The sequence below is a fragment of the Pseudomonas sp. R5-89-07 genome (assembly GCF_003851685.1).
Lineage (GTDB): Bacteria > Pseudomonadota > Gammaproteobacteria > Pseudomonadales > Pseudomonadaceae > Aquipseudomonas.
In genome coordinates this window covers 5,338,029-5,358,781 of record NZ_CP027727.1, presented here as the reverse complement: position 1 = coordinate 5,358,781, position 20,753 = coordinate 5,338,029, and the positions used below count along the sequence as shown (strand labels likewise).

14 protein-coding genes, 6 tRNA genes and 3 rRNA genes are annotated in these 20,753 nt (G+C 54.8%); 21 read left to right on the top strand and 2 right to left on the bottom strand.

Features of this window, described 5'->3' with window-relative positions; genetic code table 11:
• Window positions 1-51 precede the first annotated feature (51 nt).
• Window positions 52-402, top strand: a complete 351-nt coding sequence (erpA, locus tag C4J94_RS24585) for an iron-sulfur cluster insertion protein ErpA (protein ID WP_003176443.1) — start codon at window positions 52-54, stop codon at window positions 400-402.
• A gap of 75 nt (window positions 403-477) precedes the next feature.
• Here the strand turns inward: erpA and C4J94_RS24580 are convergent, their stop codons facing one another.
• Together C4J94_RS24580 and C4J94_RS24575 are read right to left on the bottom strand one after the other, a co-directional pair.
• Complete coding sequence (locus tag C4J94_RS24580; RefSeq protein WP_124388416.1) at window positions 478-1,569, bottom strand: anhydro-N-acetylmuramic acid kinase; 1,092 nt, start codon at window positions 1,567-1,569, stop codon at window positions 478-480.
• Between the two features lie 3 nt (window positions 1,570-1,572).
• Window positions 1,573-2,985, bottom strand: coding sequence for a peptidoglycan DD-metalloendopeptidase family protein (locus tag C4J94_RS24575; RefSeq protein ID WP_124388415.1), 1,413 nt, complete (start codon window positions 2,983-2,985; stop codon window positions 1,573-1,575).
• A 207-nt stretch (window positions 2,986-3,192) separates the two neighbouring features.
• Between C4J94_RS24575 and tyrS the strand changes: the two genes are divergently transcribed.
• The 20 genes from tyrS (at window position 3,193) to rpoB (ending at window position 20,709) form a co-directional block, all read left to right on the top strand.
• Window positions 3,193-4,392, top strand: a complete 1,200-nt coding sequence (tyrS, locus tag C4J94_RS24565; protein WP_124388414.1) for a tyrosine--tRNA ligase — start codon at window positions 3,193-3,195, stop codon at window positions 4,390-4,392.
• 496 nt (window positions 4,393-4,888) lie between these two features.
• Window positions 4,889-6,425: ribosomal RNA gene (locus C4J94_RS24555) — 16S ribosomal RNA — on the top strand.
• 81 nt (window positions 6,426-6,506) lie between these two features.
• Window positions 6,507-6,583: transfer RNA gene (locus C4J94_RS24550), tRNA-Ile, on the top strand.
• A gap of 30 nt (window positions 6,584-6,613) precedes the next feature.
• Window positions 6,614-6,689 (top strand) — tRNA-Ala (locus C4J94_RS24545).
• Window positions 6,690-6,936: 247 nt separating this feature from the next.
• A 23S ribosomal RNA gene (locus C4J94_RS24540) occupies window positions 6,937-9,828 on the top strand.
• Window positions 9,829-9,979: 151 nt separating this feature from the next.
• A 5S ribosomal RNA gene (gene rrf / locus C4J94_RS24535) occupies window positions 9,980-10,095 on the top strand.
• The 16S, 23S and 5S rRNA genes sit together here with 2 tRNA genes alongside, the layout of an rRNA operon.
• Before the next feature lie 160 nt (window positions 10,096-10,255).
• Window positions 10,256-11,215 carry a bifunctional biotin--[acetyl-CoA-carboxylase] ligase/biotin operon repressor BirA gene (birA, locus tag C4J94_RS24530; RefSeq protein ID WP_124388413.1) on the top strand — a complete coding sequence of 320 codons (960 nt, stop codon included), beginning with the start codon at window positions 10,256-10,258 and terminating at the stop codon, window positions 11,213-11,215.
• Window positions 11,205-11,954 carry a pantothenate kinase gene (locus tag C4J94_RS24525; RefSeq protein WP_124388412.1) on the top strand — a complete coding sequence of 250 codons (750 nt, stop codon included), beginning with the start codon at window positions 11,205-11,207 and terminating at the stop codon, window positions 11,952-11,954. Before birA ends, C4J94_RS24525 begins: the two co-directional genes overlap by 11 nt.
• 7 nt (window positions 11,955-11,961) lie before the next feature.
• The gene (locus tag C4J94_RS24520) at window positions 11,962-12,408 is read left to right on the top strand and encodes a hypothetical protein (protein ID WP_124388411.1); all 447 of its coding nucleotides are present in this window, start codon (window positions 11,962-11,964) and stop codon (window positions 12,406-12,408) included.
• 141 nt (window positions 12,409-12,549) lie between these two features.
• A tRNA-Tyr gene (locus C4J94_RS24515) sits at window positions 12,550-12,634 on the top strand.
• A gap of 23 nt (window positions 12,635-12,657) precedes the next feature.
• A tRNA-Gly gene (locus tag C4J94_RS24510) sits at window positions 12,658-12,731 on the top strand.
• Window positions 12,732-12,757: 26 nt separating this feature from the next.
• Window positions 12,758-12,833, top strand: a tRNA-Thr gene (locus tag C4J94_RS24505).
• Between the two features lie 163 nt (window positions 12,834-12,996).
• Window positions 12,997-13,072: transfer RNA gene (locus tag C4J94_RS24500), tRNA-Trp, on the top strand.
• Between the two features lie 45 nt (window positions 13,073-13,117).
• Window positions 13,118-13,486 carry a preprotein translocase subunit SecE gene (gene secE / locus C4J94_RS24495; RefSeq protein WP_005791990.1) on the top strand — a complete coding sequence of 123 codons (369 nt, stop codon included), beginning with the start codon at window positions 13,118-13,120 and terminating at the stop codon, window positions 13,484-13,486.
• Window positions 13,487-13,495: 9 nt separating this feature from the next.
• Complete coding sequence (gene nusG / locus C4J94_RS24490) at window positions 13,496-14,029, top strand: transcription termination/antitermination protein NusG (RefSeq protein ID WP_003176436.1); 534 nt, start codon at window positions 13,496-13,498, stop codon at window positions 14,027-14,029.
• A gap of 116 nt (window positions 14,030-14,145) precedes the next feature.
• On the top strand, window positions 14,146-14,577 hold the full coding sequence (rplK, locus tag C4J94_RS24485) for a 50S ribosomal protein L11 (RefSeq protein WP_003176435.1): 432 nt from the start codon (window positions 14,146-14,148) through the stop codon (window positions 14,575-14,577).
• Complete coding sequence (rplA, locus tag C4J94_RS24480; RefSeq protein WP_028618134.1) at window positions 14,577-15,272, top strand: 50S ribosomal protein L1; 696 nt, start codon at window positions 14,577-14,579, stop codon at window positions 15,270-15,272. The genes rplK and rplA overlap by 1 nt, the downstream gene beginning before the upstream one ends.
• A 199-nt stretch (window positions 15,273-15,471) precedes the next feature.
• Window positions 15,472-15,972 carry a 50S ribosomal protein L10 gene (rplJ, locus tag C4J94_RS24475; RefSeq protein WP_003232405.1) on the top strand — a complete coding sequence of 167 codons (501 nt, stop codon included), beginning with the start codon at window positions 15,472-15,474 and terminating at the stop codon, window positions 15,970-15,972.
• 78 nt (window positions 15,973-16,050) lie between these two features.
• Window positions 16,051-16,416 carry a 50S ribosomal protein L7/L12 gene (gene rplL, locus C4J94_RS24470; protein WP_003176432.1) on the top strand — a complete coding sequence of 122 codons (366 nt, stop codon included), beginning with the start codon at window positions 16,051-16,053 and terminating at the stop codon, window positions 16,414-16,416.
• Between the two features lie 219 nt (window positions 16,417-16,635).
• Window positions 16,636-20,709, top strand: a complete 4,074-nt coding sequence (gene rpoB, locus C4J94_RS24465; RefSeq protein WP_124388410.1) for a DNA-directed RNA polymerase subunit beta — start codon at window positions 16,636-16,638, stop codon at window positions 20,707-20,709.
• Window positions 20,710-20,753 lie beyond the last annotated feature (44 nt).

Sequence of the window (20,753 nt, the reverse complement as noted above, 5' to 3'; positions counted from 1 at the left end):
ATAATGCCCGCCATTACGCATATGGCGGCGCTACGCCGGGAGATTATCAGCATGAGCGTTGAATCCTTCACCCCCACGGCTTTGCAATTCACCCACGGTGCTGCGCACAAGGTGAAGAGCCTGGTCGATGAAGAGGGTAATGATCGCTTGAAGCTGCGCGTATTCGTTACGGGCGGCGGTTGTTCAGGGTTTCAGTACGGTTTTACCTTCGATGAAGATGTGGCCGATGACGACACCATTGTTGAACGCGAGGGCGTGAGCCTGGTTGTGGACCCGATGAGCTTCCAGTACTTGGCTGGCGCTGAGGTGGATTACCAGGAAGGGCTCGAGGGGTCGCGTTTTGTGATCAAGAACCCTAACGCTACGACTACCTGTGGTTGCGGGTCTTCGTTCTCGATCTGATCGAAAACCTGATCTGCGCGCATAAAAAACGCCGCTTGGCTTTGATAGGCCAAGCGGCGTTTTGCTGTCTGAAGATCAGGTGGGGTAGATCGCACCCAGCACGCGCAGCCCACGAGCACCTGTGACACTCGGGCGGTTCGCGGCGATGCCTTCCAGGCAGCAATGGGCCAGCCAGGCGAAGGCCATGGCTTCCACCCAGTCCGGGTCTACGCCATAAACCGCAGTGCTGCTTACCTGTGTGGACGGCAGCAGCGCGGCCAATCGTTTCATCAGCGTACCGTTATGGGCGCCACCGCCGCAGATCAACAGGGTTTCGGTCCGGGGTTGAGCGCTTTGCAGGGATTCGACGATGGTCAGGCAGGTCAGCTCCAGCAACGTGGCTTGCACGTCCTGAGGAAGAAACGCCGGCAGCGCGCCGATGTGTTGCTGTAGCCAGCGCAGGTTGAACACTTCCCGTCCGGTACTTTTCGGGCCCTTGGTCGCGAAAAAGGGGTCGCTGAGCAGTGCGTTGAGTAACTGCGGCTGAACCTTGCCACTGGCCGCCCATTGCCCGTCACGATCAAAGTGTTCGCCGCGTTGGTTATGAATCCAGGCGTCCAGCAGGACATTGCCTGGGCCGCAGTCAAAGCCAGAAACGGGCTTGCCGGTTTCTATCAGGCTCAGGTTGCTGAACCCTCCGACGTTCAACACGGCGCGGTGGCCGGTACTTTCACCGAACAGTGCCTCGTGGAAGGCTGGCACCAAGGGCGCGCCCTGACCGCCTGCGGCGACGTCGCGGCTGCGGAAATCGCTGACCACGGTGATGCCGGTCAACTCGGTGAGCAACGCCGGATTGCCGATCTGCACGGTAAAGCCCCGGGCAGGCTCATGGCGGATGGTCTGCCCATGGCTGCCAATCGCGCGAATGTCCTGAGGCTTGAGGTTTTGCTGCTCCAGCAAGGTATGGATACCTTGAGCGGCGAGCGTTACCCAGGACTGCTGAGCGACTGCCGAGCGAGCGATTTCATCCGGCCCGCTGGCGCACAGGCTCAGCAGCTCGGCGCGCAGGGTCGCAGGCATCGGGATATAGTGAGTGGCGATCAGACTGATCGCCGCACCCTGTTCGATGAGGGCGATATCCAGGCCATCAAGGCTGGTCCCGGACATCACACCGATATAGCGCGGCATGCCTTAACGCTTCGCCGAAGCCAGCAGGGTGGTGCGTTCCTGATCCATGCGGGCCATCAGCGGTTGGCTTTGTTGCATGAAACGCGCACGTTCGGCCTTGGCGATCGGGTCGGCCATTGGCAGTTTCTGGCCCAGAGGATCAACGTGTACGCCGTTGACCTGGAATTCATAATGCAAGTGTGGCCCGGTGGACAGGCCAGTCGTGCCGATATAGCCGATCACCTGACCCTGCTTCACGTTGCCACCGGTTTTCACGCCTTTGGCAAACCCCTGCATGTGGCCATACAGCGTGCGGTAAGTGTTGCCGTGCTGGATGATCACCGTATTGCCATAGCCACCGCGACGCCCGGCCAGCAGGACCTTGCCGTCGCCAGCTGCCTTGATCGGCGTGCCACGGGGCGCGGCATAGTCGACACCTTTGTGGGCGCGGATTTTGTTCAGAATTGGATGCTTGCGACCCATGGAGAAACGCGAGCTAATACGAGCGAAGTCCACCGGCGTACGGATGAACGCCTTGCGCATGCTGTTCCCATCGGCGGTGTAGTAACTGGTATTGCCCTGTTTGTTGGTATAGCGCACTGCGGTGTAGGTCTTGCCGCGGTTGGTGAAGCGTGCAGAGAGGATGTTGCCGGTGCCGACGACTTTGCCGTTGGCGACTTTCTGTTCGTAGATCACATCGAATTCGTCACCCTGGCGGATGTCCTGGGCGAAGTCGATGTCGTAGCCGAAGACGCTGGCCATGTCCATGGTCATGCTGTGGGACAGGCCTGCACGGGCGGCGGATTGCGACAGCGAGCTATTGATCACGCCATGTACGTAGGCAGAACGCATGACCGGCTTGGTGGTGATGCGATTGAAGGCAAAACCCTTCGCGCCCTTGCTCAGGCTGATGCTTTCAAGGTCGCTGATATTGGTGTGCAGGTTGTTCAGCTGGCCGTCGGGCGTCAGTTCGAACTCAAGCTTCTGACCATTTTTGAGCTGGGTGAATTGCTTGGCTTGCTTGTCGGTAGCCAGCACGTCGCTGACGGTGGCGGCAGGCAATCCGACCTTTTCAAACAGCGTTGAGAGCGTGTCGCCTTTGCTCACGATGACTTCGCGATGCTGAGGGTTTTTGCTCGCGATTGCCGCGGGCTTTTCCTGGGCGGCCTCCTGAGTCTCTTCTGGAGTGTTTTCGATCTGGGCGAACGGAGACTCGGCCGGGGTATTTGTGGCTTCTTGTGCGTCGGAAGCGTCTTGATCTTGTGTCAGTTGCTCAACAGGGCTTTCCAGGTCGAGGCTTAGGGATGTTCGTTTGGCTTCTACGTCACTGGAAGGGAATACCAGGAGTGCCAGGCTGAGTAGGGCGGCGATACCACTTGCGGCGAGCAGGTGGGTCTTCGGGTAAAGCGGCGGCGCTTTAGACGGTTCAGTGGTCATAGGTATTTTGACTTTGAAGATGAAATGGAAAAGATGAATGACATGATGAAGATGAAATAACTGTATAAAATATAACCAAATCATCTGTGGTGCAAGCTCGCAAACGCTGGGCTTGCGCAATGGTGTCCGTGCGCAGGGCAAAACTTGTAATTAGTCCCTGATCTTGTATGGTTGTTCCCTTTTGAATCTGAGCCTTGCGGGTCTGTTATGAAGTCGGTTGAAGAGCAGTTAGCGCTGATAAAACGTGGTGCGGAAGAACTGTTGGTCGAAGCTGAGCTGATCGAAAAGCTCAAGCGTGGCCAGCCCCTGCGTATTAAGGCTGGCTTCGATCCAACCGCGCCGGATCTGCACCTTGGTCATACCGTGCTTATTAATAAGCTGCGACAGTTCCAGGAGCTGGGCCATCAGGTCATCTTCCTTATCGGTGACTTCACCGGGATGATCGGCGACCCGAGCGGCAAGAGCGCAACGCGCCCGCCGCTGACTCGCGAGCAGGTTCTCGATAACGCCGAGACCTACAAGACCCAGGTATTCAAAATCCTTGATCCGGCCAAGACCGAGGTGGCGTTCAACTCCACCTGGATGGATCAGATGGGGCCTGCGGACTTCATTCGGCTGACGTCGCAATATACCGTCGCGCGCATGCTTGAACGTGATGACTTCGACAAGCGCTACTCCACCAACCAGCCGATTGCGATCCATGAGTTTCTTTACCCGCTGGTCCAGGGGTATGACTCAGTGGCTTTGCGTGCGGACGTTGAGCTTGGCGGGACGGATCAGAAGTTCAACCTGCTGATGGGGCGTGAGCTGCAGCGTGCATATGGTCAGGAAGCTCAGTGTATTTTGACCATGCCGTTGCTGGAGGGGTTGGACGGCGTCAAGAAGATGTCCAAATCCCTGGGTAACTATGTCGGTATTCAGGAGGCGCCAGGCGTGATGTACGGCAAGCTGGTGTCCATTCCGGATTCGCTGATGTGGCGTTACTTCGAATTGCTCAGCTTTCGCTCGATGGATGAGATCAATGCGTTGCGTGCCGATGTCGAGGCGGGGGCTAATCCGCGTGATGTGAAGATCAAGCTGGCCGAAGAAATCGTCGCGCGTTTTCATGGCGAAGAGGCTGCGGCCAATGCTCACCGTGCGGCGGGTAACCGGATGAAGGATGGCGAGTTGCCGGACGACCTGCCTGAGGTCGAACTGACAGCGGCAGAGGCGATGCCAATCGCTGCCGTCCTTAATAAGGCAGGTCTGGTGAAGAATTCGGCGGTTGCGCGTGATCTTCTCGGTTCGGGTGGTGTGCGTATAGATGGTGAGGTGGTTGATCGCACCTTTATATACGAGCTGGGCGCGACTCACGTTTGCCAGGCGGGGAAGAAGGCGTTTGCGCGTATTACGCTCAAATCCGAATAAGTCTTTAATTAGCACTTGACGGCGAATTATATCTCTCTATAATTCGCCCCACTTCCGGCGCAGTCGAAACGGAAAACTCCTTGGTAAACAATGAGTTAAGTAGGTTTCAGCAGTAGGGTGCTTCAGTTCATCGAAGCCAAAAGGAAGTTGAAAAAGAGGTGTTGACAGCAGCGTGTAACGCTGTAGAATTCGCCTCCCGCTTACGAGAGATCGCAAGCGCAAGTGGTTGAAGTTGTTGAAGAAATCTTTGAAAACTTCTGAAAATAACCACTTGACAGTAAATGAGGCTGCTGTAGAATGCGCGCCTCGGTTGAGACGAAAGATCTTAACCAACCGCTCTTTAACAACTGAATCAAGCAATTCGTGTGGGTGCTTGTGGAGTCAGGCTGATAGTCAACAAGATTATCAGCATCACAAGTTACTCCGCGAGAAATCAAAGATGTAACCAACGATTGCTGAGCCAAGTTTAGGGTTTCTTAAAAACCCAAAGATGTTTGAACTGAAGAGTTTGATCATGGCTCAGATTGAACGCTGGCGGCAGGCCTAACACATGCAAGTCGAGCGGTAGAGAGAAGCTTGCTTCTCTTGAGAGCGGCGGACGGGTGAGTAATGCCTAGGAATCTGCCTGGTAGTGGGGGATAACGTTCGGAAACGGACGCTAATACCGCATACGTCCTACGGGAGAAAGCAGGGGACCTTCGGGCCTTGCGCTATCAGATGAGCCTAGGTCGGATTAGCTAGTTGGTGAGGTAATGGCTCACCAAGGCGACGATCCGTAACTGGTCTGAGAGGATGATCAGTCACACTGGAACTGAGACACGGTCCAGACTCCTACGGGAGGCAGCAGTGGGGAATATTGGACAATGGGCGAAAGCCTGATCCAGCCATGCCGCGTGTGTGAAGAAGGTCTTCGGATTGTAAAGCACTTTAAGTTGGGAGGAAGGGCAGTTACCTAATACGTGATTGTTTTGACGTTACCGACAGAATAAGCACCGGCTAACTCTGTGCCAGCAGCCGCGGTAATACAGAGGGTGCAAGCGTTAATCGGAATTACTGGGCGTAAAGCGCGCGTAGGTGGTTTGTTAAGTTGGATGTGAAATCCCCGGGCTCAACCTGGGAACTGCATTCAAAACTGACTGACTAGAGTGTGGTAGAGGGTGGTGGAATTTCCTGTGTAGCGGTGAAATGCGTAGATATAGGAAGGAACACCAGTGGCGAAGGCGACCACCTGGACCAACACTGACACTGAGGTGCGAAAGCGTGGGGAGCAAACAGGATTAGATACCCTGGTAGTCCACGCCGTAAACGATGTCAACTAGCCGTTGGGAGCCTTGAGCTCTTAGTGGCGCAGCTAACGCATTAAGTTGACCGCCTGGGGAGTACGGCCGCAAGGTTAAAACTCAAATGAATTGACGGGGGCCCGCACAAGCGGTGGAGCATGTGGTTTAATTCGAAGCAACGCGAAGAACCTTACCAGGCCTTGACATCCAATGAACTTTCCAGAGATGGATTGGTGCCTTCGGGAACATTGAGACAGGTGCTGCATGGCTGTCGTCAGCTCGTGTCGTGAGATGTTGGGTTAAGTCCCGTAACGAGCGCAACCCTTGTCCTTAGTTACCAGCACGTAATGGTGGGCACTCTAAGGAGACTGCCGGTGACAAACCGGAGGAAGGTGGGGATGACGTCAAGTCATCATGGCCCTTACGGCCTGGGCTACACACGTGCTACAATGGTCGGTACAGAGGGTTGCCAAGCCGCGAGGTGGAGCTAATCCCACAAAACCGATCGTAGTCCGGATCGCAGTCTGCAACTCGACTGCGTGAAGTCGGAATCGCTAGTAATCGCGAATCAGAATGTCGCGGTGAATACGTTCCCGGGCCTTGTACACACCGCCCGTCACACCATGGGAGTGGGTTGCACCAGAAGTAGCTAGTCTAACCTTCGGGAGGACGGTTACCACGGTGTGATTCATGACTGGGGTGAAGTCGTAACAAGGTAGCCGTAGGGGAACCTGCGGCTGGATCACCTCCTTAATCGACGACATCAGCTGCTCCATAAGTTCCCACACGAATTGCTTGATTCATTGAAGAAGACGAAAGAAGCAGCCCGAAATTGGGTCTGTAGCTCAGTTGGTTAGAGCGCACCCCTGATAAGGGTGAGGTCGGCAGTTCGAATCTGCCCAGACCCACCAATTTTGTGTGGGAAACGCCTGTAGAAATACGGGGCCATAGCTCAGCTGGGAGAGCGCCTGCCTTGCACGCAGGAGGTCAACGGTTCGATCCCGTTTGGCTCCACCACTACTGCTTCTGTCGGTATAAAGCTTAGAAATGAGCATTCCATCGTTGTGATGGTGAATGTTGATTTCTAGTCTTTGACTAGTTCGTTCTTTAAAAATTTGGGTATGTGATAGAAAGATAGACTGAACGTTACTTTCACTGGTAACGGATCAGGCTAAGGTAAAATTTGTGAGTTCTCTTAACTGAGAAATTCGAATTTTCGGCGAATGTTGTCTTCACAGTATAACCAGATTGCTTGGGGTTATATGGTCAAGTGAAGAAGCGCATACGGTGGATGCCTTGGCAGTCAGAGGCGATGAAAGACGTGGTAGCCTGCGAAAAGCTTCGGGGAGTCGGCAAACAGACTTTGATCCGGAGATGTCTGAATGGGGGAACCCAGCCATCATAAGATGGTTACCTTACACTGAATACATAGGTGTATGGAGCGAACCAGGGGAACTGAAACATCTAAGTACCCTGAGGAAAAGAAATCAACCGAGATTCCCTTAGTAGTGGCGAGCGAACGGGGACTAGCCCTTAAGTGGCTTTGAGATTAGCGGAACGCTCTGGAAAGTGCGGCCATAGTGGGTGATAGCCCTGTACGCGAAAATCTCTTAGTCATGAAATCGAGTAGGACGGAGCACGAGAAACTTTGTCTGAATATGGGGGGACCATCCTCCAAGGCTAAATACTACTGACTGACCGATAGTGAACTAGTACCGTGAGGGAAAGGCGAAAAGAACCCCGGAGAGGGGAGTGAAATAGATCCTGAAACCGTATGCGTACAAGCAGTGGGAGCCCACTTTGTTGGGTGACTGCGTACCTTTTGTATAATGGGTCAGCGACTTATTTTCAGTGGCGAGCTTAACCGAATAGGGGAGGCGTAGCGAAAGCGAGTCTTAATAGGGCGTCTAGTCGCTGGGAATAGACCCGAAACCGGGCGATCTATCCATGGGCAGGTTGAAGGTTGGGTAACACTAACTGGAGGACCGAACCGACTACCGTTGAAAAGTTAGCGGATGACCTGTGGATCGGAGTGAAAGGCTAATCAAGCTCGGAGATAGCTGGTTCTCCTCGAAAGCTATTTAGGTAGCGCCTCATGTATCACTGTAGGGGGTAGAGCACTGTTTCGGCTAGGGGGTCATCCCGACTTACCAAACCGATGCAAACTCCGAATACCTACAAGTGCCGAGCATGGGAGACACACGGCGGGTGCTAACGTCCGTCGTGAAAAGGGAAACAACCCAGACCGTCAGCTAAGGTCCCAAAGTTATGGTTAAGTGGGAAACGATGTGGGAAGGCTTAGACAGCTAGGAGGTTGGCTTAGAAGCAGCCACCCTTTAAAGAAAGCGTAATAGCTCACTAGTCGAGTCGGCCTGCGCGGAAGATGTAACGGGGCTCAAACCATACACCGAAGCTACGGGTATCACGTAAGTGATGCGGTAGAGGAGCGTTCTGTAAGCCTGTGAAGGTGAGTTGAGAAGCTTGCTGGAGGTATCAGAAGTGCGAATGCTGACATGAGTAACGACAATGGGTGTGAAAAACACCCACGCCGAAAGACCAAGGTTTCCTGCGCAACGTTAATCGACGCAGGGTTAGTCGGTCCCTAAGGCGAGGCTGAAAAGCGTAGTCGATGGAAAACAGGTTAATATTCCTGTACTTCTGGTTATTGCGATGGAGGGACGGAGAAGGCTAGGCCAGCTTGGCGTTGGTTGTCCAAGTTTAAGGTGGTAGGCTGGAATCTTAGGTAAATCCGGGATTCTAAGGCCGAGAGCTGATGACGAGTCATCTTTTAGATGACGAAGTGGTTGATGCCATGCTTCCAAGAAAAGCTTCTAAGCTTCAGGTAACCAGGAACCGTACCCCAAACCGACACAGGTGGTTGGGTAGAGAATACCAAGGCGCTTGAGAGAACTCGGGTGAAGGAACTAGGCAAAATGGCACCGTAACTTCGGGAGAAGGTGCGCCGGTGAGGGTGAAGGACTTGCTCCGTAAGCTCATGCCGGTCGAAGATACCAGGCCGCTGCGACTGTTTATTAAAAACACAGCACTCTGCAAACACGAAAGTGGACGTATAGGGTGTGACGCCTGCCCGGTGCCGGAAGGTTAATTGATGGGGTTAGCTAACGCGAAGCTCTTGATCGAAGCCCCGGTAAACGGCGGCCGTAACTATAACGGTCCTAAGGTAGCGAAATTCCTTGTCGGGTAAGTTCCGACCTGCACGAATGGCGTAACGATGGCGGCGCTGTCTCCACCCGAGACTCAGTGAAATTGAAATCGCTGTGAAGATGCAGTGTATCCGCGGCTAGACGGAAAGACCCCGTGAACCTTTACTATAGCTTTGCACTGGACTTTGAATTTGCTTGTGTAGGATAGGTGGGAGGCTTTGAAGCGTGGACGCCAGTCTGCGTGGAGCCAACCTTGAAATACCACCCTGGCAACTTTGAGGTTCTAACTCAGGTCCGTTATCCGGATCGAGGACAGTGTATGGTGGGTAGTTTGACTGGGGCGGTCTCCTCCTAAAGAGTAACGGAGGAGTACGAAGGTGCGCTCAGACCGGTCGGAAATCGGTCGTAGAGTATAAAGGCAAAAGCGCGCTTGACTGCGAGACAGACACGTCGAGCAGGTACGAAAGTAGGTCTTAGTGATCCGGTGGTTCTGTATGGAAGGGCCATCGCTCAACGGATAAAAGGTACTCCGGGGATAACAGGCTGATACCGCCCAAGAGTTCATATCGACGGCGGTGTTTGGCACCTCGATGTCGGCTCATCACATCCTGGGGCTGAAGCCGGTCCCAAGGGTATGGCTGTTCGCCATTTAAAGTGGTACGCGAGCTGGGTTTAGAACGTCGTGAGACAGTTCGGTCCCTATCTGCCGTGGACGTTTGAGATTTGAGAGGGGCTGCTCCTAGTACGAGAGGACCGGAGTGGACGAACCTCTGGTGTTCCGGTTGTCACGCCAGTGGCATTGCCGGGTAGCTATGTTCGGAATAGATAACCGCTGAAAGCATCTAAGCGGGAAACTAGCCTCAAGATGAGATCTCACTGGAACCTTGAGTTCCCTGAAGGGCCGTCGAAGACTACGACGTTGATAGGTTGGGTGTGTAAGCGCTGTGAGGCGTTGAGCTAACCAATACTAATTGCCCGTGAGGCTTGACCATATAACACCCAAGCAATTTGCGTCGAAAGGCCAGATTGCGGTGTGTGAAGACGCAATGAACCGAAAGTTCGACGCTCGCAAAACACCGACTTCTATTACATACCCAATTTGCTGAAGCGAGGCCAGCTGGTCACGACTCAGTACCCGAATTTCTTGACGACCATAGAGCATTGGAACCACCTGATCCCATCCCGAACTCAGCAGTGAAACGATGCATCGCCGATGGTAGTGTGGGGTTTCCCCATGTGAGAGTAGGTCATCGTCAAGATTAAATTCCAGAACCCCAATTGCGAAAGCAGTTGGGGTTTTGTTTTGCGCGGTCGAAAAGACGCCTAGGGCACTCACCCCTGCCTGATGACGCGCGGCCTTTCTATGCAATGCCTCTTCGCATGGCTATCATGCGGGCCTCATTGTGAGGCGATACCTGCATGCTTACGCTGTTAGAACTTCTGAAAGATGGCCGATTCCATTCCGGGGAGGCGTTGGGTGCTGCCCTGGGCGTTAGCCGGAGTGCCGTGTGGAAGCAACTTCAGCTACTTGAGGCTGAATTGAATCTACCTATTCATAAGGTGCGTGGTAAGGGGTACCGGTTAGCATCGCCGCTGGTGTTCCTGGATGCGCAAGAGATCTCGCGAAGTGCACCGTCATTGCAGTGGCCCATTCATATCTACGACTCGATCGACTCTACCAACGCGGAGGCGTTGCGCTTGGTTGGTATTGCCCAGGCGGCACCCTTCCTGGTGTTGGCTGAGCAGCAGGTGGCCGGGCGGGGTAGGCGTGGTCGAAAGTGGGTCAGTCCATTCGCCCAAAACATCTATTACAGCCTCGTGCTGCGTATTGAGGATGGGCTCCGGCAATTGGAAGGGCTGAGCCTTGTTGTTGGCTTGGCGGTCATCCAGGCTTTGCGAGAGTCGGGTGTACAGGACGCAGTTTTGAAATGGCCGAATGACGTATTGGTCGGGCAGAAGAAAATTGCTGGGATATTGTTGGAACTGGTGGGCGATCCGGCAGATATCTGTCACGTGGTTGTCGGAATCGGCGTCAACGTGAATATGCAGAAAGCTGCCGAGGTTGACCAGCAATGGACGTCAGTGCAGCTTGAAACGGGTACTGCCGCTGACCGTAACGCCCTGGTGGCTCAGGTCGGCTTGCAGCTCCAGCGCTACCTGGACCGGCACAAGGCGTCAGGCTTTGCCGCTCTCCAGGAGGAATGGGAGCAACATCATGCATGGCAGGGGCGGTCGGTATCACTGATTGCGGGCGTGAACCGAGTTGATGGTGTGGTGCTTGGTGTTGACCGTCAAGGTGCATTGCGCTTGAGCGTTGACGGTGTTGAGAGAACATACAGCGGTGGTGAGCTAAGCCTGAGGTTGCGTGATGATTCTTGAGCTCGACTGTGGCAATAGCTTTATCAAATGGCGAGTACTGGATGTCGAAAGGATGGGCACCTTTGCCGAGGGTGTTGTCGGTTCGAATATCGCCTTGATTGAGAGCCTGAATGCCGTGCCGGGCATGTTGCTGACGCGCTGTCGGCTAGTGAGTGTTCGCGCGCTGGAGGAAACAGACAAGCTGGTCGAAACATTGGTTGAGGCTTTTGGTGTCACTGTTTCGTGTGCGACGTCAGCCCGGGAAATGGCGGGCGTTCGCAATGGTTATGACGATTTCGAGCGGCTTGGTCTTGACCGTTGGCTGGCGATCCTTGGTGGGCACAAATTAGCGCCAGGTGCTTGCCTGGTGCTGGATTTCGGTACTGCTGCGACTGCGGACTTCATCGGTGCCGATGGCGAGCATTTGGGTGGCTTCATTTGTCCCGGCCTGCCTCTTATGCGAAACCAGCTGCGCACGCACACCCGTAAAATACGCTACGACGATGCTGCTGCTGAGCGCGCGTTGGAGCGTCTTTTACCTGGACGTACGACTGCCGAGGCGGTTGAGCGTGGTTGTACGCTCATGCTTAGGGGATTTGTGCTGACCCAAATCGAGCTCGCCAGGAGCTACTGGGGGGATGACTTCACGGTATTCCTGACAGGGGGAGATGCTGCTCTGGTGTTCGACGCTGTGCCGCAGGCGCGGCTTGTTCCGGATCTGGTATTCATTGGTCTGGCAATGGCGTGTCCTTTGCCCTGAGGTGCTTATGCGTTGGTTGTTTCTGCTTCTACTGATTCTCAACGTCTTCTATTACGTATGGCATCAGCAAGAGGCGCCGTTGCGTGCCAAGGACGTCACCCCGCTGAGTCTTTATCGTGGCTCCCAGCAGGACATAAGGTTGCTGAGTGAGTCTTCCGAGGGGATGGCTCGAAGGGATCGTCCGAAAGCGTCCGATACTCAGAATACCTGCTTGTACATAGGCGGATTTACCGATCAGCGTCAGGCGCGATCCCTCGAGCAGCGCCTCACCAGCCTGGATATAAAGGTTGAGGTTAAATTGCTGGGCGCGCCGGAGGTTGGCGGTTACTGGCTTCGAGTGGCCCCTGAAAGCAGGCGCTTGGCGGATGATCTGCCCTTTGAAAACCTTGCTAAGGAATTCAATGAGTTAAAACATAAAATAATGCTGTGCGAAGGCATTGCAAGTCTCGAATAGTTTGCATAGAATGGCGCCCGCTTCGCAGTGAAGACCTTCAGGGGCTTCGGTGAGAAGTGACGTCAATGCAGCTAACCTCATAATTTAAATGAGAAAATGCTTGACAGAAGGTCGGCGTGATGTAAAATGCCGGCTCGCTTAGGAGGGGTTCCCGAGCGGCCAAAGGGATCAGACTGTAAATCTGACGTCTACGACTTCGAAGGTTCGAATCCTTCCCCCTCCACCATTTTAGCGTGAGCTGCAAGCTCCGCGGGTATAGTTTAGTGGTAGAACCTCAGCCTTCCAAGCTGATGATGCGGGTTCGATTCCCGCTACCCGCTCCAAGTTTGCAGGTTGTGCACGGTGTTTCGCTCTTGTAGCTCAGTTGGTAGAGCACACCCTTGGTAAGGGTGAGGTCAGCGGTTCAAATCCGCTCAAGAGCTCCATATGACAAGGCAGATATGAAAATATCTGCCTTTGTTTTAACAGCTGCCTCGGCTTGTATCGTGTTGTTTCTGGCGCTGTTTGCCGGTTGATTTCAAGTCTGTTGGGGTTGGTTGTTGTAAAGTCTTTTTCAGGCCTGCATAATGGTCGGCCTGATTTTGTTTTAGGTCAGTAGCTCAATTGGCAGAGCGACGGTCTCCAAAACCGTAGGTTGGGGGTTCGATTCCCTCCTGACCTGCCAGATTCACGTGGTGTGTCTGGCTTTCTTTTCACAGGATCTTCATAGATGACTCCTAAGGCTGAAGCTCAAAGCTCTCGTTTCGATCTGTTCAAGTGGCTCGCCGTAGTCGCCTTGGTGGTCGTAGGCGTTGTTGGCAATCAGTACTATTCTGCTTCGCCGATCCTGTACCGCGTTCTCGCTTTGCTTGCCCTTGCCGCTGTAGCTGCCTTTGTAGGCCTGCAGACTGCTAAAGGCAAGTCTTTCGCGGTCCTGGTAAAGGAAGCTCGCACCGAAATTCGTAAAGTCGTTTGGCCGACTCGCCAAGAAACCACGCAGACCACATTGATTGTCGTGGCTGTCGTTCTGGTTATGGCGTTGCTGTTGTGGGGGCTTGATTCCCTGCTCGGCTGGCTTGTTTCCTTGATTGTTGGCTAAGGGTGTCCCGTGGCTAAGCGTTGGTACGTTGTGCATGCTTACTCGGGTTACGAGAAGCATGTTATGCGCTCTTTGCTAGAGCGCGTAAAGCTGGCAGGCATGGAAGATGGCTTCGGCGAAATTCTGGTTCCCACTGAAGAAGTGGTTGAAATGCGGAATGGTCAGAAGCGCAAGAGTGAACGCAAGTTCTTCCCTGGCTACGTGCTGGTACAGATGGACATGAACGAAGGTACTTGGCACTTGGTCAAGGACACTCCTCGCGTCATGGGTTTCATTGGCGGTACCGCTGATAAGCCTGCGCCGATCACTGATAAAGAAGCGGAAGCAATTCTGCGTCGTGTTGCTGACGGTAGCGACAAGCCTAAGCCGAAGACATTGTTCGAGCCGGGTGAGGTTGTTCGTGTTACAGACGGTCCGTTCGCTGATTTCAACGGTACTGTCGAAGAAGTTAACTACGAAAAGAGCCGGATCCAAGTGGCGGTGCTCATTTTCGGTCGCTCTACTCCGGTAGAGTTGGAGTTCAGCCAGGTCGAGAAGGTCTAGCTGAGCAAGCATCCCAACCCCGCAGCCTAGGCTGTGGGGTTTTGTCGTCACTGGGATAAACGCGCAAGTAACCGGGGAGCCTTTCGAGGCGCTTGAACCCGTAATTGGAGTGCCTCATGGCCAAGAAGATTACCGCTTACATCAAGCTGCAAGTGAAGGCCGCTCAGGCCAACCCTAGCCCACCCGTCGGTCCAGCTCTGGGTCAGCACGGCGTGAACATCATGGAATTCTGCAAGGCCTTCAACGCCCGTACTCAGGGTCTTGAGCCAGGTCTGCCGACTCCAGTGATCATCACTGTATACAGCGACCGTAGCTTCACTTTCGAAACCAAGTCGACCCCGGCTTCGGTTCTCCTGAAGAAAGCTGCTGGTCTGACTAGCGGTTCCGCTCGTCCGAACACCGTTAAGGTTGGCACCGTCACTCGTGCTCAGCTGGAAGAAATCGCGAAAACCAAAAACGCGGATCTGACTGCAGCTGATATGGATGCAGCCGTGCGTACCATCGCCGGTTCTGCTCGTAGCATGGGCCTTAACGTGGAGGGTGTGTAATGGCTAAGCTGACCAAGCGCCAAAAGGCTATCGCCGGCAAAATCGAAGCAGGCAAGTCCTACAGCTTTGTAGACGCTGCTGCCCTGCTGACAGAGCTGTCGACTGTCAAGTTCAGCGAGTCCGTTGACGTTGCTGTGAACCTGGGTGTTGACCCACGTAAATCCGACCAGGTCGTTCGTAGCGCTACTGTGCTGCCACACGGTACTGGCAAGACTGTACGTGTTGCTGTCTTCACCCAAGGCCCGGCAGCTGAAGCTGCTCTGGCCGCCGGCGCCGATCGCGTTGGCATGGACGACCTGGCTGCCGAAATGAAAGGCGGCGACCTGAACTATGACGTGGTTATTGCCTCCCCGGATGCAATGCGCGTTGTAGGTCAGTTGGGTCAGATCCTGGGTCCACGCGGCCTGATGCCTAACCCTAAAGTCGGCACCGTAACCCCAGACGTAGCTACTGCGGTTAAAAACGCCAAGGCTGGTCAGGTTCGTTATCGCACCGACAAAAACGGCATCATTCACACCTCCGTTGGCAAAGTCGGCTTTGATGCCGTCAAGCTGAAGGAAAACGTTGAAGCCCTGATCGCTGATCTGAAGCGTATCAAGCCTGCTTCCTCGAAAGGTATCTACGTCAAGCGCGTTACCCTGAGCACCACTATGGGCCCAGGTCTGGTCATCGACCAAGGCTCGCTGGACGTATAAGACACAAGTTGGCGCAAGTGATTGCGCCAATTGAAAGATTGGGGTCCCTGCCTGGCGGGGGCTATCCAAGACCGTAGGCGACGCAAGTCTTAAACCAACAAGCCTACGCAGATGGTGCTCCCGGTTCCTTACCGAATCAGACACCAAAACGACATCAGGCCTAGGCCGGATGAAACGGTAACAAGCAGGAGTTAAACCCGTGGCAATTAATCTCGAAGACAAGAAGGCCATCGTCGCTGAAGTCAACGAGGCTGCCAAAGCTGCTCTGTCCGCTGTCGTGGCTGATGCCCGTGGTGTGACAGTAGGCGCTATGACCGGACTCCGTAAAGAGGCTCGTGAAGCTGGCGTTTACGTACGTGTTGTACGTAACACCTTGCTCAAGCGCGCTGTTGCTGACACTGAATACAGTGTTCTCAATGACGTGTTCACTGGCCCGACTCTGATCGCGTTTTCCAAAGACCATCCAGGCGCTGCTGCCCGTTTGTTCAAGGAATTTGCCAAGAGTCAGGATAAGTTCGAGATCAAGGCAGCTGCGTTCGAGGGCAAGTTCCTCGCAGCTAACCAAATCGACGTACTGGCAACACTGCCGACCCGCGACGAAGCCATTTCGCAGCTGATGAGCGTGATTCAAGGCGCTACCAGCAAGCTGGCTCGTACTCTGGCTGCAGTTCGCGAGCAAAAAGAAGCTGCCGCAGCCTAAGGCTGAGCAACTTCTCTCGCGTATTTTTGTTTATTTCGATGGCCGCGTAGGCCGTCCCCCAATTCAGGAAATACAGCAATGTCTATCTCCCAAGACGATATCCTCAACGCCGTAGCTGAAATGTCGGTTCTGCAGGTTGTTGAGCTGATCAAAGCTTTCGAAGAAAAATTCGGCGTTTCCGCTGCCGCTGCTTCCGCTGGCCCAGCTGTTGCTGCTGTCGCTGCTGAAGAGCAAACCGAATTCAACGTCATGCTGCTGGAAGCTGGCGAGAAGAAAGTAAACGTGATCAAGGCAGTACGTGAACTGACCGGTCTGGGCCTGAAAGAAGCCAAGGCTGTAGTTGACGGCGCTCCTGCCCAGGTTCTGGAAGCAGTGTCGAAAGACGCCGCTGACAAAGCCAAAGCTACTCTGGAAGAAGCAGGCGCTAAAGTCGAGCTGAAGTAAGCATCGACCTTGCGTCTCCAGCCCAAGCTTTAAGCTGAAGGCTGATGGCTGGTGGCTCTTGCCACCGGCCTTTTTCCGTTCTTGGCTGACGACTCGGTCGCCGCCATTAACGCGCTGTAGCCACCCGATGCGGTGGTGCAAACCATGGGGTTTGCAAGATTTTCTGGCTGCTCCCGTCGGGAGGGCCAAACAAGCAGGTGACCAAGCTGGGGAACGCTGATGGCTTACTCATATACTGAGAAAAAACGTATCCGCAAGGACTTTAGCAAGTTGCCGGACGTCATGGATGTCCCGTACCTTCTGGCTATCCAGCTGGATTCGTATCGTGAATTCTTGCAGGCGGGAGCGACCAAAGATCAGTTCCGCGACGTGGGCCTGCATGCGGCCTTCAAATCCGTTTTCCCGATCATCAGCTACTCCGGCAATGCTGCGCTGGAGTACGTCGGTTATCGCCTGGGCGAACCGGCATTTGATGTCAAAGAATGCGTGTTGCGCGGTGTTACGTACGCCGTACCTTTGCGGGTAAAAGTCCGTCTGATCATTTTCGACAAAGAATCGTCGAACAAAGCGATCAAGGACATCAAAGAGCAAGAAGTCTACATGGGCGAAATCCCACTGATGACTGAAAACGGTACCTTCGTTATCAACGGTACCGAGCGCGTAATCGTTTCCCAGCTGCACCGTTCCCCGGGCGTGTTCTTCGACCACGACCGCGGCAAGACGCACAGCTCCGGTAAGCTCCTGTACTCCGCGCGGATCATTCCGTACCGCGGTTCGTGGTTGGACTTCGAGTTCGACCCGAAAGACTGCGTGTTCGTGCGTATCGACCGTCGTCGCAAGCTGCCGGCCTCGGTACTGCTGCGCGCGCTCGGCTATACCACCGAGCAAGTGCTGGACGCCTTCTACACCACCAACGTATTCAGCCTGAAGGATGAAACCCTCAAGCTGGAGCTGATCGCTTCGCGTCTGCGTGGTGAAATTGCCGTCCTGGACATCCAGGATGAAAAGGGCAAGGTCATTGTTGAAGCTGGCCGTCGTATTACCGCGCGCCACATCAACCAGATCGAAAAAGCCGGTCTCAAAGAATTGGAAGTGCCGCTGGACTATGTCCTGGGCCGCACGACCGCCAAGGTCATCGTTCACCCGGCTACAGGCGAAATCCTGGCTGAGTGCAACACCGAGCTGAACACCGAGATCCTGGCCAAAATCGCCAAGGCCCAGGTTGTTCGCATCGAGACCCTGTATACCAACGACATCGACTGCGGTCCGTTCATCTCCGACACCCTGAAGATCGACTCCACCAGCAACCAATTGGAAGCGCTGGTTGAGATCTATCGCATGATGCGTCCGGGTGAGCCGCCAACCAAAGACGCTGCCGAGACCCTGTTCAACAACCTGTTCTTCAGCCCTGAGCGCTATGACCTGTCTGCGGTCGGCCGGATGAAGTTCAACCGTCGTATCGGTCGTACCGAAATCGAAGGTTCGGGCGTGCTGTGCAAGGAAGACATCGTCGCGGTACTGAAGACCCTGGTCGACATCCGTAACGGCAAAGGCATTGTCGATGACATCGACCACCTGGGTAACCGTCGTGTTCGCTGCGTAGGCGAAATGGCCGAGAACCAGTTCCGCGTTGGCCTGGTACGTGTTGAGCGTGCGGTCAAAGAGCGTCTGTCGATGGCTGAAAGCGAAGGCCTGATGCCGCAAGACCTGATCAACGCCAAGCCAGTGGCTGCAGCGGTGAAAGAGTTCTTCGGTTCCAGCCAGCTCTCGCAGTTCATGGACCAGAACAACCCGCTCTCCGAGATCACCCACAAGCGCCGTGTCTCTGCACTGGGCCCGGGCGGTCTGACCCGTGAGCGCGCTGGCTTTGAAGTTCGTGACGTTCACCCGACGCACTACGGTCGTGTATGCCCGATCGAAACGCCGGAAGGTCCGAACATCGGTCTGATCAACTCCCTGGCCGCTTATGCGCGCACCAACCAGTACGGCTTCCTCGAGAGCCCGTACCGTGTGGTGAAAGAGGGTCTGGTCACCGACGAGATCGTATTCCTGTCCGCCATCGAAGAAGCTGATCACGTGATCGCTCAGGCTTCGGCCACGATGAACGACAAGAAAGTCCTGATCGACGAGCTGGTAGCCGTTCGTCACTTGAACGAGTTCACCGTCAAGGCGCCGGAAGACGTCACCCTGATGGACGTTTCGCCCAAGCAGGTAGTTTCGGTTGCAGCGTCGCTGATCCCGTTCCTGGAGCACGATGACGCCAACCGTGCGTTGATGGGTTCCAACATGCAGCGTCAAGCTGTACCGACCCTGCGCGCCGACAAGCCGCTGGTAGGTACCGGCATGGAGCGTAACGTAGCCCGTGACTCCGGCGTTTGCGTCGTAGCTCGTCGTGGCGGCGTAATCGACTCCGTTGATGCCAGCCGTATCGTGGTGCGTGTTGCCGATGACGAAGTTGAAACCGGTGAAGCTGGTGTCGACATCTACAACCTGACCAAATACACCCGTTCGAACCAGAACACCTGCATTAACCAGCGTCCGCTGGTGCGTAAGGGTGACCGTGTTCAGCGTAGCGACATCATGGCCGACGGCCCGTCCACCGACATGGGTGAGCTGGCACTGGGTCAGAACATGCGCATCGCGTTCATGGCCTGGAACGGTTACAACTTCGAAGACTCCATCTGCCTGTCGGAACGAGTTGTTCAAGAAGATCGCTTTACCACGATCCACATCCAGGAACTGACCTGTGTGGCGCGTGACACCAAGCTTGGGCCTGAGGAAATCACTGCAGACATCCCGAACGTGGGTGAAGCTGCACTGAACAAACTGGACGAAGCCGGTATCGTTTATGTAGGTGCTGAAGTTGGCGCTGGCGACATCCTGGTCGGTAAGGTCACTCCGAAAGGCGAGACCCAACTGACTCCGGAAGAGAAGCTGCTGCGTGCCATCTTCGGTGAAAAAGCCAGCGACGTTAAAGACACCTCCCTGCGTGTACCTACCGGTACCAAGGGTACTGTCATCGACGTACAGGTCTTCACCCGTGACGGCGTTGAGCGTGATGCTCGTGCACTGTCCATCGAGAAGACCCAGCTCGACGAGATCCGCAAGGACCTGAACGAAGAGTTCCGTATCGTTGAAGGCGCGACCTTCGAACGTCTGCGTTCCGCTTTGGTAGGCCACAAGGCTGAAGGCGGCGCAGGTCTGAAGAAAGGTCAGGACATCACCGACGAAATCCTCGACGGTCTTGAGCACGGCCAGTGGTTCAAACTGCGCATGGCTGAAGATGCTCTGAACGAGCAGCTCGAGAAGGCTCAGGCCTACATCGTTGATCGCCGCCGTCTGCTGGACGACAAGTTCGAAGACAAGAAGCGCAAACTGCAGCAGGGCGATGACCTGGCTCCAGGCGTGCTGAAAATCGTCAAGGTTTACCTGGCAATCCGTCGTCGCATCCAGCCGGGCGACAAGATGGCCGGTCGTCACGGTAACAAGGGTGTGGTCTCTGTGATCATGCCGGTTGAAGACATGCCGCACGATGCCAATGGCACCCCGGTCGACGTCGTCCTCAACCCGTTGGGCGTACCTTCGCGTATGAACGTCGGTCAGATCCTTGAAACCCACCTGGGCCTCGCGGCCAAAGGTCTGGGCGAAAAGATCAACCGTATGATCGAAGAGCAGCGCAAGGTCGCTGACCTGCGTAAGTTCCTGCACGAGATCTACAACGAGATCGGCGGTCGCAACGAAGAGCTGGACACCTTCTCCGACCAGGAAATCCTGGACTTGGCGAAGAACCTGCGCGGCGGCGTTCCAATGGCTACCCCGGTGTTCGACGGTGCCAAGGAAAGCGAAATCAAGGCCATGCTGAAACTGGCAGACCTGCCGGAAAGCGGCCAGATGCAGCTGTTCGACGGCCGTACCGGCAACAAGTTCGAGCGCCCGGTTACTGTTGGCTACATGTACATGCTGAAGCTGAACCACTTGGTAGACGACAAGATGCACGCTCGTTCTACCGGTTCGTACAGCCTGGTTACCCAGCAGCCGCTGGGTGGTAAGGCTCAGTTCGGTGGTCAGCGTTTCGGGGAGATGGAGGTCTGGGCACTGGAAGCATACGGTGCTGCATACACTCTGCAAGAAATGCTCACAGTGAAGTCGGACGATGTGAACGGTCGTACCAAGATGTACAAAAACATCGTGGACGGCGATCACCGTATGGAGCCGGGCATGCCCGAGTCTTTCAACGTGTTGATCAAAGAAATTCGTTCCCTCGGCATCGATATCGATCTGGAAACCGAATAACACGTGACGCGAATCGAGAGCGGGGCAGCTTAGCCCGCTCTCTG

What these genes read in the sequence shown, in the direction of transcription:
- erpA (WP_003176443.1), top strand. Translation starts at nt 52, where the DNA reads ATGAGCGTTGAATCCTTCACCCCCACGGCTTTGCAATTCACCCACGGT.
- C4J94_RS24580 (WP_124388416.1), bottom strand. Translation starts at nt 1,569, where the DNA reads ATGCCGCGCTATATCGGTGTGATGTCCGGGACCAGCCTTGATGGCCTG.
- C4J94_RS24575 (WP_124388415.1), bottom strand. Translation starts at nt 2,985, where the DNA reads ATGACCACTGAACCGTCTAAAGCGCCGCCGCTTTACCCGAAGACCCAC.
- tyrS (WP_124388414.1), top strand. Translation starts at nt 3,193, where the DNA reads ATGAAGTCGGTTGAAGAGCAGTTAGCGCTGATAAAACGTGGTGCGGAA.
- birA (WP_124388413.1), top strand. Translation starts at nt 10,256, where the DNA reads ATGCTTACGCTGTTAGAACTTCTGAAAGATGGCCGATTCCATTCCGGG.
- C4J94_RS24525 (WP_124388412.1), top strand. Translation starts at nt 11,205, where the DNA reads ATGATTCTTGAGCTCGACTGTGGCAATAGCTTTATCAAATGGCGAGTA.
- C4J94_RS24520 (WP_124388411.1), top strand. Translation starts at nt 11,962, where the DNA reads ATGCGTTGGTTGTTTCTGCTTCTACTGATTCTCAACGTCTTCTATTAC.
- secE (WP_005791990.1), top strand. Translation starts at nt 13,118, where the DNA reads ATGACTCCTAAGGCTGAAGCTCAAAGCTCTCGTTTCGATCTGTTCAAG.
- rplK (WP_003176435.1), top strand. Translation starts at nt 14,146, where the DNA reads ATGGCCAAGAAGATTACCGCTTACATCAAGCTGCAAGTGAAGGCCGCT.
- rplA (WP_028618134.1), top strand. Translation starts at nt 14,577, where the DNA reads ATGGCTAAGCTGACCAAGCGCCAAAAGGCTATCGCCGGCAAAATCGAA.
- rplL (WP_003176432.1), top strand. Translation starts at nt 16,051, where the DNA reads ATGTCTATCTCCCAAGACGATATCCTCAACGCCGTAGCTGAAATGTCG.
- rpoB (WP_124388410.1), top strand. Translation starts at nt 16,636, where the DNA reads ATGGCTTACTCATATACTGAGAAAAAACGTATCCGCAAGGACTTTAGC.